General features: G+C 68.1%; 13 protein-coding genes. 6 read left to right on the top strand and 7 right to left on the bottom strand.

All coding sequences use genetic code 11. From position 1 onward, the window contains the following. Positions 1–9 precede the first annotated feature (9 nt). Positions 10–1,080 (bottom strand): alanine racemase, encoded by a 1,071-nt coding sequence (gene alr / locus HWX14_RS00885; protein ID WP_175881182.1) that lies wholly within the window; start codon positions 1,078–1,080, stop codon positions 10–12. A 218-nt stretch (positions 1,081–1,298) separates the two neighbouring features. Here alr and lplT point away from each other — a divergent pair, with 218 nt between their 5' ends. Both lplT and thiD read left to right on the top strand, forming a co-directional pair. Beyond that, positions 1,299–2,606, top strand: coding sequence for a lysophospholipid transporter LplT (gene lplT / locus HWX14_RS00880; RefSeq protein WP_175881181.1), 1,308 nt, complete (start codon positions 1,299–1,301; stop codon positions 2,604–2,606). A 58-nt stretch (positions 2,607–2,664) separates the two neighbouring features. Then, entirely contained in the window at positions 2,665–3,474 is an 810-nt protein-coding gene (thiD, locus tag HWX14_RS00875) for a bifunctional hydroxymethylpyrimidine kinase/phosphomethylpyrimidine kinase (protein WP_175881180.1), read from the top strand. A gap of 18 nt (positions 3,475–3,492) precedes the next feature. Here thiD and HWX14_RS00870 read toward each other — a convergent pair whose 3' ends face one another. Genes HWX14_RS00870 through tsaB form a run of 4 tightly spaced genes read right to left on the bottom strand, consistent with a single transcriptional unit; the run spans position 3,493 to position 6,725 of the window. After that, the gene (locus HWX14_RS00870; RefSeq protein ID WP_175881179.1) at positions 3,493–4,458 is read right to left on the bottom strand and encodes a DUF1853 family protein; all 966 of its coding nucleotides are present in this window, start codon (positions 4,456–4,458) and stop codon (positions 3,493–3,495) included. Then, positions 4,455–5,474, bottom strand: coding sequence for a uracil-DNA glycosylase (locus tag HWX14_RS00865; protein WP_175881178.1), 1,020 nt, complete (start codon positions 5,472–5,474; stop codon positions 4,455–4,457). The genes HWX14_RS00870 and HWX14_RS00865 overlap by 4 nt, the downstream gene beginning before the upstream one ends. After that, positions 5,461–5,961 carry a ribosomal protein S18-alanine N-acetyltransferase gene (gene rimI / locus HWX14_RS00860; RefSeq protein WP_175881177.1) on the bottom strand — a complete coding sequence of 167 codons (501 nt, stop codon included), beginning with the start codon at positions 5,959–5,961 and terminating at the stop codon, positions 5,461–5,463. Before rimI ends, HWX14_RS00865 begins: the two co-directional genes overlap by 14 nt. Continuing rightward, complete coding sequence (gene tsaB, locus HWX14_RS00855; RefSeq protein WP_175881176.1) at positions 5,958–6,725, bottom strand: tRNA (adenosine(37)-N6)-threonylcarbamoyltransferase complex dimerization subunit type 1 TsaB; 768 nt, start codon at positions 6,723–6,725, stop codon at positions 5,958–5,960. The genes rimI and tsaB overlap by 4 nt, the downstream gene beginning before the upstream one ends. A gap of 147 nt (positions 6,726–6,872) precedes the next feature. Here tsaB and HWX14_RS00850 point away from each other — a divergent pair, with 147 nt between their 5' ends. The 3 genes from HWX14_RS00850 (at position 6,873) to aceA (ending at position 10,759) form a co-directional block, all read left to right on the top strand. Further along, positions 6,873–7,142, top strand: coding sequence for an acyl-CoA-binding protein (locus HWX14_RS00850; RefSeq protein WP_006478462.1), 270 nt, complete (start codon positions 6,873–6,875; stop codon positions 7,140–7,142). A gap of 356 nt (positions 7,143–7,498) precedes the next feature. Beyond that, on the top strand, positions 7,499–9,055 hold the full coding sequence (locus tag HWX14_RS00845; RefSeq protein WP_175881175.1) for a DEAD/DEAH box helicase: 1,557 nt from the start codon (positions 7,499–7,501) through the stop codon (positions 9,053–9,055). Positions 9,056–9,451: 396 nt separating this feature from the next. Then, positions 9,452–10,759 (top strand): isocitrate lyase, encoded by a 1,308-nt coding sequence (aceA, locus tag HWX14_RS00840; protein WP_175881174.1) that lies wholly within the window; start codon positions 9,452–9,454, stop codon positions 10,757–10,759. A 211-nt stretch (positions 10,760–10,970) separates the two neighbouring features. Here aceA and HWX14_RS00835 read toward each other — a convergent pair whose 3' ends face one another. Both HWX14_RS00835 and HWX14_RS00830 read right to left on the bottom strand, forming a co-directional pair. Next, positions 10,971–11,405, bottom strand: coding sequence for a universal stress protein (locus HWX14_RS00835; RefSeq protein ID WP_175881173.1), 435 nt, complete (start codon positions 11,403–11,405; stop codon positions 10,971–10,973). 159 nt (positions 11,406–11,564) lie between these two features. Further along, positions 11,565–12,470: a LysR family transcriptional regulator gene (locus HWX14_RS00830; protein WP_059510889.1), complete on the bottom strand. Its 906-nt coding sequence runs from the start codon at positions 12,468–12,470 to the stop codon at positions 11,565–11,567. A gap of 157 nt (positions 12,471–12,627) precedes the next feature. On the opposite strand from HWX14_RS00830, the gene HWX14_RS00825 reads away from it, so the two are divergent. Further along, positions 12,628–13,389 (top strand): haloacid dehalogenase type II, encoded by a 762-nt coding sequence (locus HWX14_RS00825; protein ID WP_175881172.1) that lies wholly within the window; start codon positions 12,628–12,630, stop codon positions 13,387–13,389. Positions 13,390–13,445 lie beyond the last annotated feature (56 nt).

Here is a 13,445-nt window from a genome sequence, read left to right as displayed (position 1 = left end):
GCGACGCCCTTATTCCGCTCGCACGGGCACGCGGCCGGCAACCGCGCACATCAGCTCGTAGCCGATCGTGCCGCAATGGCGCGCGACGTCGTCGATCGGCAACGCGTTGCCCCACAGCTCGACGCGCGCGCCGACGCCGGCCTGCGGGCACGGCGTCAGGTCGACGGTGATCATGTCCATCGACACGCGACCGACGATCCGCGTGCGGATGCCGTCGACGATCACCGGCGTGCCTTCCGGCGCCACGCGCGGATAGCCGTCCGCGTAGCCGCACGCGACGACGCCGATCTTCATCTGCGCCTGCGCGGAGAACGTCGAGCCATAGCCGATCGCCTGGCCCTTCCCGATCGTCTGCACCGCGATCAGCTCGGACGCGAGCGTCATCGCGGGCTTCAACCCCGTGTCGGCGATATCGGACGACAGCCCGGACGGCGATGCCCCATACAGCACGATCCCCGGCCGCACCCAGTCGAAGTGCGTGTCCGGATGCCACAGCACGGCCGCCGAATTCGCGAGACTGCGCGCGCCGGCGATGCTTTCCGCGCCGCGCTCGAACGTCGCGAGCTGCTCGGCGACGCCGCGCTCGTTGTCCGCGTCCGAAAAATGGGTCATCAACGTGATCTGGCCGATGCCCGGGCACGCGCGGGCGCGCTCCCACGCGGCACGATATTTTTCCGGCGTATAACCAAGCCGGTTCATCCCGCTGTTCATCTTGAGCTGCACGTTGACGGGCTTCGACAGCCGCGCCGTTTCCAGCATCCGCATCTGCTCGTCGTTGTGGACGGTCGTAGTCAGGCTGTAGCGGTCGATCACGTCGATGTCGGTCGAGCGGAAGAAGCCCTCGAGCAGCAGGATCGGGCCGGCCCAGCCGAGCTCGCGCAGCTTCACGGCCTCGTCGAGGTCGAGCAGGCCGAAGCCGTCGGTGCCGCGCAGGCCCGGAAACGCGCGGGCGAGACCGTGGCCGTACGCGTTGGCCTTGACGACCGCCCAGACCTTGGACGGGCCGGCAAAGCGGCGGACGACGGAGAGATTGTTCGCGAGAGCGGCGGTGTGGATGGTGGCGGAGATCGGGCGCGGCATGGGAAATTTACGTAAAGACGCTTGCGAATCATCAGCTTACCGCGCCTTTTGAGCACCGAAGCCGACAATTTGCGGAACGATCGGGGAATCTTGCTAGTCCGAATTCGCGTATTTTCATGTTATAAAGCCGTGCGCACAACCCATTTCGAACGGAATAAGCCGATCGCATACCAGGCGGCCTACGCGGCCCTGCCGCAGCGACGAAAGCATCGCATCAGATGAAAAAAGGTTTTTACACCATCATGGCCGCGCAGTTTTTCTCGTCGCTGGCCGACAATGCGCTTCTCATCGCCGCCATCGCCCTGCTGAAAGACCTCCACGCCCCCAACTGGATGACACCGCTGCTGAAGCTGTTCTTCGTGTTGTCGTATGTGGTGTTGGCGGCGTATGTCGGTGCGTTCGCGGATTCGCGCCCGAAGGGCCGCGTGATGTTCATCACCAACTCGATCAAGGTGGTCGGCTGCCTGATCATGCTGTTCGGCGCCCACCCGCTGATCGCGTACGGGATCGTCGGCTTCGGCGCGGCGGCCTACTCGCCCGCCAAATACGGGATTCTCACCGAACTGCTGCCGGCCGACCGGCTGGTCGCCGCGAACGGCTGGATCGAAGGCACGACCGTCAGTTCGATCATCCTCGGCACCGTGCTCGGCGGCGCGCTGATCAGCCCGCACATCGCGTCGCACGTGATCGCGCACACGCCCGCCTGGATCGGCACGCCCGCCGAAGCGGCGATGGCGATCATCATGGCGATCTACGTGGTCGCCGCGCTGTTCAACCTGCGCATTCCCGACACGGGCGCCCGCTATCCGAAGCAGGAACGCGGCCCGGTCAAGCTGCTCACCGATTTCGCCGACTGCTTCATGGTGCTCTGGCGCGACAAGCTCGGCCAGATCTCGCTCGCGGTCACGACGCTGTTCTGGGGCGCGGGCGCGACGCTGCAGTTCATCGTGCTGAAGTGGGCCGAGGTGTCGCTCAACATGTCGCTGTCCGAAGGCGCGATCCTGCAGGCCGTGGTCGCGGTCGGCGTCGCGGCCGGTGCGATCGCGGCGGCTGCCCGGATTCCGCTGAAGAAGTCGCTGACCGTGCTGCCCGTCGGCATCATCATGGGCATCGCGGTGATGCTGATGGCGTTCTACACGCGCGACCTGTTCCCGTCGCACTGGGCCGTGCATTTCGGCCACCTGCGTCTGCCGTTCTACCTGATCGTCGCGTACCTCTTCCTGATCGGCGTCGGTGCGCTGTCCGGCTACTTCGTCGTGCCGATGAACGCGCTGCTGCAGCATCGCGGCCACGTGCTGCTGTCGGCCGGCCATTCGATCGCGGTGCAGAACTTCAACGAGAATCTGTCGGTGCTCGTGATGCTGTGCCTGTATGCGGTGCTCGTGTGGCTCGACGTGCCGGTCGGCGTCGTCATCGTGCTGTTCGGCACGTTCGTCTGCCTGACGATGTGGCTCGTGATGCGCCGCCATCAGGCGAACCAGCGTCAGTTCGACTCGGTCGCGCTGATCGGCGAATCGCGGCACTGACGCTACACTTTCCGTTTCCGTCCGCCGGCGCCGGTCCTCGAACCGGCGCGTTGCCCTCATGACGCACCCGATACCCAACATCCTGACGATCGCCGGCTCCGATTCGGGCGGCGGCGCAGGCATCCAGGCCGACCTGAAGACGTTTTCCGCGCTCGGCGCGTATGGCGCGAGCGTGATCACCGCGCTGACCGCGCAGAACACGCGCGGCGTGACGGGCGTGCACGCGCCGGACGCCGCGTTCGTGACCGCGCAGCTCGACGCGGTGTTCGACGACATCCGCATCGATGCGGTCAAGATCGGGATGCTCGCGAACGCGGCGATCGTGCAGGCGGTGGCCGACGCGCTGCGCCGCTACGCGCCGCGCTTCATCGTGCTCGACACGGTGATGATCTCGAAGAGTTCGCACGCGCTGCTCGCGCCCGATGCCGTCGACGCGCTGCGCGACACGCTGCTGCCGCTCGCGACGGTCGTCACGCCGAACCTGCCCGAAGCGGCCGCGCTGCTGAACGATGCGCCCGCCACCACCGAAGACGACATGGTCCGGCAAGGCCAGGCCTTGCTGCAGACGGGCGCACGCGCCGTGCTGATGAAGGGCGGCCACCTGCCGGATGCGTCCGCGAGCCCCGACTGGCTCGTCGAAGCGACACGCACCGTGCGGCTCGACGGCGCGCGCGTGCCGGTCAGCAACACGCACGGCACCGGCTGCACGCTGTCGTCGGCGATTGCCGCGCTGCTGCCGCAGCAGCCCGACCTCGAAAGCGCAGTACGGGAAGCCAAGACCTACCTGAGCGGCGCGATCGCCGCGAGCGGCCACCTCGACGTCGGCCACGGCGTCGGCCCGGTCCATCACTTTCATCGCTGGTGGTGAGCGCCGGCTGACGCGGCGTCAGCGATCCTGCGCCGCGAACGCCTGCGCGCGCGCCGGCCAGTCGTCGGGCACGACGAACCCGCGCGCCGCTTCGCGCCACGTGCCGTCATCGCCCTTTTCATGAATCGCAATGAGATCGGGCGTCTGGCGCGTCGCCAGCACGGGCGGCAGTTCCAATGCGCTCGCCAGCGGCTCGGGCTCGACACCCGCGCCGGCGGCGGCACGCCGCGGCGCCAGCCACGCCAGCCGCGGCAACACGCTCCACGCCGCGCCGTCACGCTGCGCAGCCGCCCACGCCGGCCACTGCGCGTGCGTCAGCCAGAAACCGCGCGGGTGATCCGGCGCGATTTCGGCGGACACCGGCGGCACCGGCGCGCCGTGCGGATGGAACAGCCAGCCCTTGATGAACATCTGCGCGTCGGACGGCGCGCCGTAGCCGAGCCGCGCAAAGCCGTCGTGTTCGCCGAGCCGCAACTGATGGTCGAGCAGCCGGCTGCGCTTGCGATCGAACCGGTCGACGAGATTGGGACCGACGAAGTCGGCGAGCGACGCGCCGTCGCGGACCGGCGCGCACAGATAGCACTTCACCGCGAGTTCCCAGTGCAAACGTCGACCGTCCGGCGCATCGACGAGAAAGTCGACTTCGCCGAGCGTGCGGCCGTTGCTGCGCAACGGGAGATTGGCCGCGACGAGCCGCAGCGACGGCCCGTGCGTCAGAAAGTACTCGAGCAGGCATTCGGCGTAGCGGCCGAGCCGGGTGGGCCGAAACCCGTCGAGCGCGCGATGCAGCGGCCCGGGCTGCGCATCGAGCGCGGCGAGCCACGCTTCGACGGCCGCTTGGCCTGCCGCATCCGGCCACGGGCGCGCAAGCGGCGCGCCCGGCACCGCGGTGAGCAGGCTCGGGCTGGCCAGCAGCCAGCCCAGATCGCGCACCGCGACGTCATGCAGCGTATCGACGAACGCGCACGCCGCGCCGGTCGTCATGGCCCGGCCGGGCCGTTCGCGTCGGCGCCTGGCGCACGCTGGAACGTGTTGCGCGCGAGGCACAGGTCGGCCCACGCCTTCGACTTGTCCTGCAGGCTGCGCAACAGGTAGGCCGGGTGGTAGGTGACGATCACCGGCACGCCCTCGTACGCATGCACGCGGCCGCGCAGCGACGCGATGCTCGCGTCCGTCTTCAGCAGCGTCTGCGCGGCAAACCGGCCGAGCGCGACGATCAGCTTCGGCTTCACGAGCGCGACCTGGCGCTGCAGATACGGCTCGCAGCTCGCGACCTCGTCCGGCTCCGGGTTGCGGTTGCCGGGCGGCCGGCACTTGATCACGTTCGCGATGTACACGTTGTCGCCGCGCTTGAGCGACAGCGACTGCAGCATGTTGTCGAGCAGCTTGCCGGCCTGGCCGACGAACGGCTCGCCCTGCTTGTCCTCGTTCTCGCCCGGCGCTTCGCCGATCAGCATCCAGTCCGCCTCGCGGTCGCCGACGCCGAACACGGTGTTGGTCCGCTTCTCGCACAGACGGCACAGCGTGCAGTCGGCCACGCGCGCGGCCAGCGCATCCCAGTCGAGCGCGGCGACCGGCGTGCCGGCGGGGCGCGATTCGGTGAGCGGCACGGGCACGGATTCGCCCGGCGGCGCCGCGTCGAACCACGCGAAATCGTCGTCCGCCGCAGGCGGCGCATCATTCTTCGGCGGCACCGTATCGGGAGATGCGGTCGATGCGGTCTGCGCAGGCGCGCGATCGCCATCGCCGACAGCGTGCGCCGATGCCCCCGATTCGCGAGTCGGCAAGTCACGGGCTGCGCCACGCGCGACGGCCGCCGGCGCATCGTCCTGCACCGGCGCCCGCGCTGCACGCCCCGGCCGCTCGGCCGCGACGACGGAACCGTCGTCAGTCGCCGCGGGTTGCGCGTCGGTTGCCACACCCTCTTCCGCGCGCTGCCCGCGCCGCACCCAGATCTGCGCGAGGCCCAGTTCCTCGAGCGCCGCTTCACCCCACGCCATGCGCGTCCCCCTCGTCCTTGTTCAGCGTCAGACGCATCACGATCGCGTCCTCCCGGCTGCGATGCTTCGCCGGATAGTAGTTCTTGCGCCGGCCGATCGTCACGAAGCCGAAGCGCTCGTACAGCTGGATCGCGCGCGGATTCGACGGCCGTACTTCGAGCAGCATGCCGTCGAGCCCTTCCGCGCGCGAAATGCGCACCGCCTCGCGCAGCAGCGCGAGGCCGGCGCCCGCATGCTGCGCGGCTGGCGCGACGCACAGGTTCAGCAGATGCATCTCGTCGACCACGGGCATCAGCACGCAATAGCCGACGAGCGACCCGGTCACGTGCCGCAGGCACACGCCCAGGTAGCCGTTGCGCAACGAATCCTCGAAGTTGCCGCGGCTCCACGGGAATTCGTACGCGACGTGCTCGATCGCGACGACCTCGTCGAGATCGGCATCCGTCATCGGCGCCAGATAGCGGTCGCTCAGCAGGACACCCGTCATCCGTTCGCTCCGCCCGTCTGCGCGCCCCGTGCCGCGATCCGCTCGGCCGTGGTCTGCGCGACCTTGTCGCGCACGTATTCGGGCGCGGCCTGGTCGGCCGGCACCGCACGCCCGGCGCGGAACGCACGCAGCGCGGCATGCGCGACCGCCAGCGCATGAGGCAGCGCCTCGCCGTCGATCGCGGCCGCCCGCGCGGCGGCCGGCAATTGCGCGCCGAACGCCGCGGCCGCATTGCCGGCGAGCGTGAACGGCGCGTCGGGCACGCCGACGGCGCCCGGTACGTCGAGCGACGCCGGATGCAGCGTACGCCAGTCGCCGGCGCTGTCGTCCCACTCGAAATCCGCCCAGTAGGCTTCGTCCATCCGCGCGTCGAGCGCGGCGAGCACGCGGGTCGTGCTGGGCGTGCGCAACCGAGCGTGCTCGGCGCATGCGAGCAGCGTGCCGATCGGCACGACCGGCAGCCCGCCGCCGAACGCGAGGCCCTGGGTAATGCCTGTCGCGGTACGCAGGCCCGTGAACGAGCCGGGGCCGGCGCCGAACGCGATCGCGTCGCAGTCGGCGAGCGTCAGCCCGGATTCGGCGAAGAGCTCCTGGATCGCCGGCAGCACGCGCGTGCTCGACACGGCGCCCGTCGGCTCGTGGCGGACCCAGGTTTGCGGGGTGGAAACGGCGTCATCGGCCGGGGCCGAGCGCAGCAGCGCGACCGAGCAGTATTCGGTCGACGTATCGATGGCGAGGAGCACTGTTTGCGTCATGGCCGACATTGTAATGCGCCGCCCCGCTCCCACGGGCGATCGGGCCCGATCTGTGCGCACGGGCGGCGCCGGCGGCGGTTTGGAAGGATCGCTCGACCCCGCGCGACGGTCCGCTTGTTAAGATCGGCCGACCTGAAACCCTTACGGAGACACCCGATGAGCGAACTCACCGCCCAATTCGACCAGGCGCAGATCGACGTCAAGCAACTGACCGAACGACCGGGCAACCTGACCCTGCTGCGCCTGTACGCGCTCTTCAAGCAGGCGACGGACGGCGATGCGCACGGCGACAAGCCGGGCTTCACCGACATCGTCGGCAAATACAAGTACGACGCGTGGGAAGCGCTGAAGGGCACGTCGCAGGATGCGGCGAAGCAGCAGTACATCGAGCTCGTCGAATCGCTGAAAAACGGCACGGCGTCCTGACCGGATTGCCGTTATCGCAATAGGCAATCAAATCAGTGGCGCAGCGCAGCAAATTTCTTTATAATGCGGCCTGCGTCACCTCCCGCGCTCGGCTCGAAGCCGTTCCGGCCCGACGCCTCGTAGCGTTAAGCTCCAATCCGGTTTAGAACCTGTCCCCTCCTGCTTCGACCCTTGCGGTCGTCAACTAGGCTGGCGGCCCCGCTCCTGAAGCGCGCCGCACCCAAAACAGCTTCTAATGCCTCATCCGCCGAAGGTTCGGCGGATTGCACCCGTTTCCCGATTTGCTCGCTGAATCCGACGACTTGGGTATGCGCGATTGGCGCCGACGTTTCACCCACTGTGTTTCAAGGATTGTTATGACTTCGAGCATCAACTCCAGCCCGCTCAACGCGATCGCCGACCAGGCGCTCGGTCTCGACGACGCCGCCGCACCGGCCGCGGTCGAACCGGCGTCGGACGAGCCGAGCTTCGCGTCGCTCGGGTTGTCGCCGGAGATCGTCTCCGCGCTGCAGGCCGCCGGCTACGTGAAGCCGACGCCGGTCCAGCAGCGCGCGATTCCGGCCGGCATCGCCGGCCGCGACCTGCTGGTGTCGAGCCCGACCGGTTCGGGCAAGACCGCCGCATTCATGCTGCCCGCGATCGAACGTTTCGCGCAGCTCCAGAAGACGCAGGCGCAGCATCCGCGCGCGCCGCGTGAACCGAACCAGGGCGATCGCCGCGCGCGCCGTCCGCAACCCGTCGCGCGCCCGGGCCTGCTCGTGCTGACGCCGACCCGCGAACTCGCGATGCAGGTCACGACGGCCGCGTCGACGTACGGCAAGCACCTGAAGCGCCTGCGCACGGTCAGCATTCTCGGCGGCGTCGCCTACGGCCAGCAGCTGATGCTGCTCGCGAAGAACCCGGAAATCCTGGTTGCGACGCCGGGCCGCCTGCTCGATCACCTCGAGCGCGGCCGCATCGACCTGTCGGAACTGAAGATGCTCGTGCTCGACGAAGCCGACCGCATGCTCGACATGGGCTTCATCGAAGACATCGAAACGATCGTCGCCGCCACGCCGGAGTCGCGCCAGACGATGCTGTTCTCGGCCACGCTCGACGGCAAGATCGGTTCGCTGACGGGCCGCCTGCTGAAGGATCCGGAACGCATCGAGATCCAGCAACGCCTCGAGTCGCGCACGAACATCGCGCAGACCGTGCACTACGTCGACGACCGCGATCACAAGGATCGCCTGCTCGATCACCTGCTGCGCGACGACGCGCTCGACCAGGCGATCATCTTCACGGCGACCAAGATCGACGCGGACCAGCTCGCCGGCCGTCTCGCCGACGCAGGCTTCGAATCGGCTGCGCTGCACGGCGACCTGCCGCAGGGCGCGCGTAACCGCACGATCCGTGCGCTGCGCGAGCGCCGCGTGCGCGTGCTGGTTGCGACCGACGTCGCGGCACGCGGCATCGACATCCCGGGCATCACGCACGTGTTCAACTACGACCTGCCGAAGTTCGCGGAAGACTACGTGCACCGTATCGGCCGTACCGGCCGCGCGGGCCGTTCGGGCACCGCGGTGAGCCTCGTGCACCACGCCGAACAAGGCGCGCTCAAGCGCATCGAGCGCTTCGTGCGCTCGCCGCTGCCGGTCAACGTGGTCGAAGGTTTCGAGCCGCGCAAGTCGCCCCCGCGTAACGGCGGCACCGGCGGCCGCGGCCGTCCGGGCGGCGGTAACGGCGGTCGCCGTTTCGGCGGCAAGCCGGGCGGCGGTTATGCCGGCAACGGTAACGGCAACGGCAATGGCCGCAGCTACGGCGGCGGCAATGGCGGCGGCTGGAGCGGCAAGCCGGGCGGCAGCCGTGACGGCGGCCCGCGTCGCGACGGCCAGCGCAGCGGCGGCCCGCGCCGTAGCAATTCGGCATCGTAAGCATGCAGGGGCGGCCGTTCGGCCGCCCCGCGGATGGGCACCTCGCCCATTCAGCCAACCGGCGCATCCGCGCCGGTTTTTTTTCGTCTCGCCCTCAATTTCACGATACGAAAAAAATTTTTGTGTCGTAAAAAATCATGCTGCACGGCACAACCCTCGCGATTGCGGGATGGGAAAGTGCATTTCTTATCTCGAAATCAAGCATGCAAGCCGTTGATTCAAAACAATTAAAAAATTCAACACTTCCCGATGCAGCCCCTGTTTCGCTCCCCCCGATTTGCCTAGACTCTTATACAAGACCTCACGAAACGGAACGCCCCACTTCCCCGCTTCGCGAACAGCATCACCACGGTCAGAATCGGCCCGTCACGCATACCCCGCATCAAGGAGCTCATCATGTCGCGTCAGCAACAGGCACAGGAACTGCAGCAGCAATGGGAAACCGATCCGCGCTGGAAGGGCATCAAGCGCAGCTACTTGGCTGAGGACGTGGTCCGCCTGCGCGGCTCGGTCCCGATCGAGCACACGCTGGCCAAGCGCGGCGCGGAAAAACTGTGGAGCCTCATCAACAACGAGCCGTTCGTCAATGCACTCGGCGCGCTGACCGGCAACCAGGCGATGCAGCAGGTGAAGGCCGGCCTGAAGGCCATCTACCTGTCCGGCTGGCAAGTGGCCGGCGACGCGAACGTCGCGGGCGAAATGTACCCGGACCAGTCGCTGTACCCGGCGAACTCGGTGCCGCTCGTCGTGAAGCGCATCAACAACACGCTGACGCGCGCCGACCAGATCCAGTGGTCGGAAGGCAAGAACCCGGGCGACGAAGGCTACGTCGATTTCTTCGCACCGATCGTCGCCGATGCGGAAGCCGGCTTCGGCGGCGTACTCAACGCGTTCGAACTGATGAAGGCGATGATCGAGGCCGGCGCATCGGGCGTCCACTTCGAGGACCAGCTCGCGTCGGTGAAGAAGTGCGGCCACATGGGCGGCAAGGTGCTCGTGCCGACGCGCGAAGCGGTCGCGAAGCTGTCGGCCGCGCGTCTCGCGGCCGACGTGATGGGCACGCCGACCGTGCTGGTGGCCCGCACCGACGCGGAAGCAGCCGACCTGATCACGTCCGACGTCGACGACAACGACAAGCCGTTCCTGACCGGCGAGCGCACGGTGGAAGGCTTCTTCCGCACGAAACCGGGCCTCGAGCAGGCGATCTCGCGCGGCCTCGCGTACGCGCCGTACGCGGACTTGATCTGGTGCGAAACGGGCAAGCCGGATCTCGAGTACGCGAAGAAGTTCGCGGAAGCGATCCACAAGCAGTTCCCGGGCAAGCTGCTGTCGTACAACTGCTCGCCGTCGTTCAACTGGAAGAAGAACCTCGACGACGCGACGATTGCGAAGTTCCAGAAGGAGCTCGGCGCGATGGGCTACAAGTTCCAGTTCATCACGCTGGCCGGCTTCCATGCGCTGAACTACTCGATGTTCAACCTCGCGCACGGCTATGCCCGCACGCAGATGAGCGCGTTCGTCGAACTGCAGCAGGCCGAGTTCGCGGCCGCCGACAAGGGCTTCACGGCCGTCAAGCACCAGCGCGAGGTCGGCACCGGCTACTTCGACGCGGTGACGCAGACGGTCGAACGCGAAGCATCGACGACCGCGCTGCACGGCTCGACCGAGGACGAACAGTTCTTCGACGGCAAGAAGGTCGCGTAACACGCCCACGCGTGATGCCGATGCCGGCCGCGTCTCGCGACGCCGCGGCATCGGCCACCGGAACAACAATCAGGGAGGAGACGGCAGGCGCGCGAGTCCCTTCGCGCGACCGGCCGCGCGGCCTGCGGGCCGCCAGCAACGATGCGCGCCGGCTTCGTCCGGCGCGCCCTTTTTCTGCGGCGCAGCTTGCCCGGCCGCGGCCGGCGCTGCCCTACCGATAGACGATCACCGGAATTTTCGTATGGGTCAGCACGCGCTGCGTCTCGCTGCCGATCAGCAGGCTGCCGAGCCCGCGACGTCCGTGGGACGCCATGAAGATCACGTCGCACCCGCCGCGCTCGGCCGCCTCGATAATGCCGAGATACGGCGACGGATGCACGCTCGTCCACGTGTCGCACGCGACCCCGGCCGCCTTCGCGGCCGCTTCCACCTCGTCGAGATGCGCCCGCGCCTCGCGCTCGCTGCGCGCGCGGAAATCGGCGGGCGGCTCGATGATCACTTCGGAAAACGGCGAGTACGGGTATTGCGGCAGGCACGCGTAGGCCGTCACGCGCGCGCTGACCGCACGAGCCAGATCGATCGCGCCGTCGATCGCCTTTTGCGACAGTTCGGAACCGTCGGTTGGAACGAGGATGTGCCGGAACATCGCGCCCTCCTTCGTCAATCGCACGCCACGCGCCGCGGCGCCGGTCGAGCCGGCCGCGACACGTCGCGCATGCCTCTTACGATTGTAGTGTGCGAAATCGCGCAAGCCGAATCGGCAGCGGGTTCGCCCTCATATCGGAAACACGCGGGCGCGCGCCGCCTACTCGCCCCAATAGCCGGGCCGCTCGTACGTGTGCTTCAGGTAATCGAGAAACAGCCGCACGCGCAGCGGCAGATGCCGGCGCTGCGGAAACACCGCATGGATGCCGATCGGCGGCGCGGCGAACGCGTCGAGCACGCTGACGAGCCGGCCGGCCGCGATATCCTCGCCGACTTCCCACCACGAGCGCCACGCGAGGCCATGGCCTGCGAGGCACCACTCGTGCAGCACCGCGCCGTCCGAGCATTCCATCGTGCCGTTCACGCGGATCGATACGACCTTGTCGTCCTCCTGGAACGCCCAGCCGCGCTGCTGGTTCGCGTTCGCCGCGAGCGCGAGGCAGTTGTGCCGCGCCAGTTCCGCGAGCGTGGCCGGCGTGCCGCGCCGCGCGAGATACGCGGGCGACGCGACGCATACGCGGCGGTTCTCGCCGAGTTTCAGCGACACCAGCGACGAGTCGGGCAGCTCGCCGAGCCGCACCGCGCAATCGAAGCCTTCGTTGACGAGGTCGACCATCCGGTCGGACAGGTCGAGCGTGACCGACACGTCCGGATGCGCGCCGCTGAATTCGGGCACGAGCGGCGCGACGTGGCGCCGGCCGAAGCCGGCCGGCGCGGAAATCCGCAGATGGCCGCTCGCCTTCACGCCGCCGGCGGACACGCTCGCCTCCGCGTTCTGCATGTCGTTGATGATGCGCTGGCAATCCTCGAGGAACGCCGAACCCTCGAACGTCAGCGTGAGCTTGCGCGTCGTGCGCACCAGGAGCTTCACGCCGAGCCGCTCCTCGAGCGCGTCGAGGCGGCGGCCGATGATCGCCGGCGCGACGCCTTCCGCATGCGCGGCCGCCGACAGGCTGCCTTTCGCCGCGACCGCGGCGAACGTTTCGATCTGCTTGAACCGGTCCATGACTCTGTCGAGAAGACGGCATCGCCGCCCTTCAAATAGCTTGAGCCGCCCAGATTAGGTATATGAAAGTAAAAGATCAAGTGATGTTTAGCGTCTTTTTTAGCAGCTTCGATCACGAATAGAATCGACCCGACCTCTGAAACTGGAGCGCAAGGCTATGTCGGCCACAACGACACTCTCCTCTCCCGACGCCATCCTCTTCGACGCATTCGGCACGTTGTTCGACGTGCGTGCCGTGCTGGCCGCGGCCGAGCAGATGTTTCCCGGACACGGGGAACGGTTGTCGCAGCTGTGGCGACGCAAGCAAATCGAATACTCGCAGCTGCGCACGCTCGCCGATCCGGCCGGCGCGCACTATCGCCCGTTCCGGGACATCACGCTCGATGCGCTGCGGTTCGCCGCGCGCCGGCTCGGGCTCGTGCTGAACAGCGCGGCCGAGAAGCGCTTGATGGACGAATACGCGTGCCTGTCCACCTATCCCGATACGGTGCCCGCGCTGCGGCAGCTGCGCGCGCTCGACCCGCGCCCGCCGCTCGCGATCCTGTCGAACGGCACCCCGCAGATGCTCGACATCGCGATCAAGAGCGCCGGGATGACCGGCCTGTTCGATCGCGTGCTGTCGGCCGACACCGTGCGCGCGTACAAGCCGAGCCCGGCCGCCTATTCGCTCGGCACCGCCGCGTTCGGGGCGAACCCGCGCGACATCGTGTTCGTGTCGTCGAACGCGTGGGACGTCGCCGGCGCCACCTGGTTCGGCTATACGACGTTCTGGCTCAACCGCACGGGCGCGCCCGCCGAGGAACTCGGCGCGCCGCCCGACGGCACGGGCACCGGCATGGCCGACCTGCTCGCCTTCCTCGCCACCCCGGCTCCGTCCGGCAAGCCCGCAAACCGCACGCGCCCCGGCCCGGGTGCATGACGTTTCGCAGCTGCCGCCTTCCCCTTTCACCGAAACCGCAACTGACCGACCAAGGA

The organism is Burkholderia sp. BCC0044 (assembly GCF_902832955.1).
Taxonomy (GTDB): domain Bacteria; phylum Pseudomonadota; class Gammaproteobacteria; order Burkholderiales; family Burkholderiaceae; genus Burkholderia.
Note: the sequence above shows the minus strand (reverse complement) of the source record. Positions and strands in the feature narration are given on the sequence as shown.

Excerpts from the sequence above, each read along its gene's own strand:
- lplT (WP_175881181.1), top strand. The coding sequence starts at position 1,299 with ATGAAAAAAGGTTTTTACACCATCATGGCCGCGCAGTTTTTCTCGTCG.
- HWX14_RS00830 (WP_059510889.1), bottom strand. The coding sequence starts at position 12,470 with ATGGACCGGTTCAAGCAGATCGAAACGTTCGCCGCGGTCGCGGCGAAA.
- HWX14_RS00870 (WP_175881179.1), bottom strand. The coding sequence starts at position 4,458 with ATGACGACCGGCGCGGCGTGCGCGTTCGTCGATACGCTGCATGACGTC.
- HWX14_RS00850 (WP_006478462.1), top strand. The coding sequence starts at position 6,873 with ATGAGCGAACTCACCGCCCAATTCGACCAGGCGCAGATCGACGTCAAG.
- HWX14_RS00835 (WP_175881173.1), bottom strand. The coding sequence starts at position 11,405 with ATGTTCCGGCACATCCTCGTTCCAACCGACGGTTCCGAACTGTCGCAA.
- tsaB (WP_175881176.1), bottom strand. The coding sequence starts at position 6,725 with ATGTCGGCCATGACGCAAACAGTGCTCCTCGCCATCGATACGTCGACC.
- HWX14_RS00825 (WP_175881172.1), top strand. The coding sequence starts at position 12,628 with ATGTCGGCCACAACGACACTCTCCTCTCCCGACGCCATCCTCTTCGAC.
- HWX14_RS00845 (WP_175881175.1), top strand. The coding sequence starts at position 7,499 with ATGACTTCGAGCATCAACTCCAGCCCGCTCAACGCGATCGCCGACCAG.
- alr (WP_175881182.1), bottom strand. The coding sequence starts at position 1,080 with ATGCCGCGCCCGATCTCCGCCACCATCCACACCGCCGCTCTCGCGAAC.
- rimI (WP_175881177.1), bottom strand. The coding sequence starts at position 5,961 with ATGACGGGTGTCCTGCTGAGCGACCGCTATCTGGCGCCGATGACGGAT.
- aceA (WP_175881174.1), top strand. The coding sequence starts at position 9,452 with ATGTCGCGTCAGCAACAGGCACAGGAACTGCAGCAGCAATGGGAAACC.
- HWX14_RS00865 (WP_175881178.1), bottom strand. The coding sequence starts at position 5,474 with ATGGCGTGGGGTGAAGCGGCGCTCGAGGAACTGGGCCTCGCGCAGATC.
- thiD (WP_175881180.1), top strand. The coding sequence starts at position 2,665 with ATGACGCACCCGATACCCAACATCCTGACGATCGCCGGCTCCGATTCG.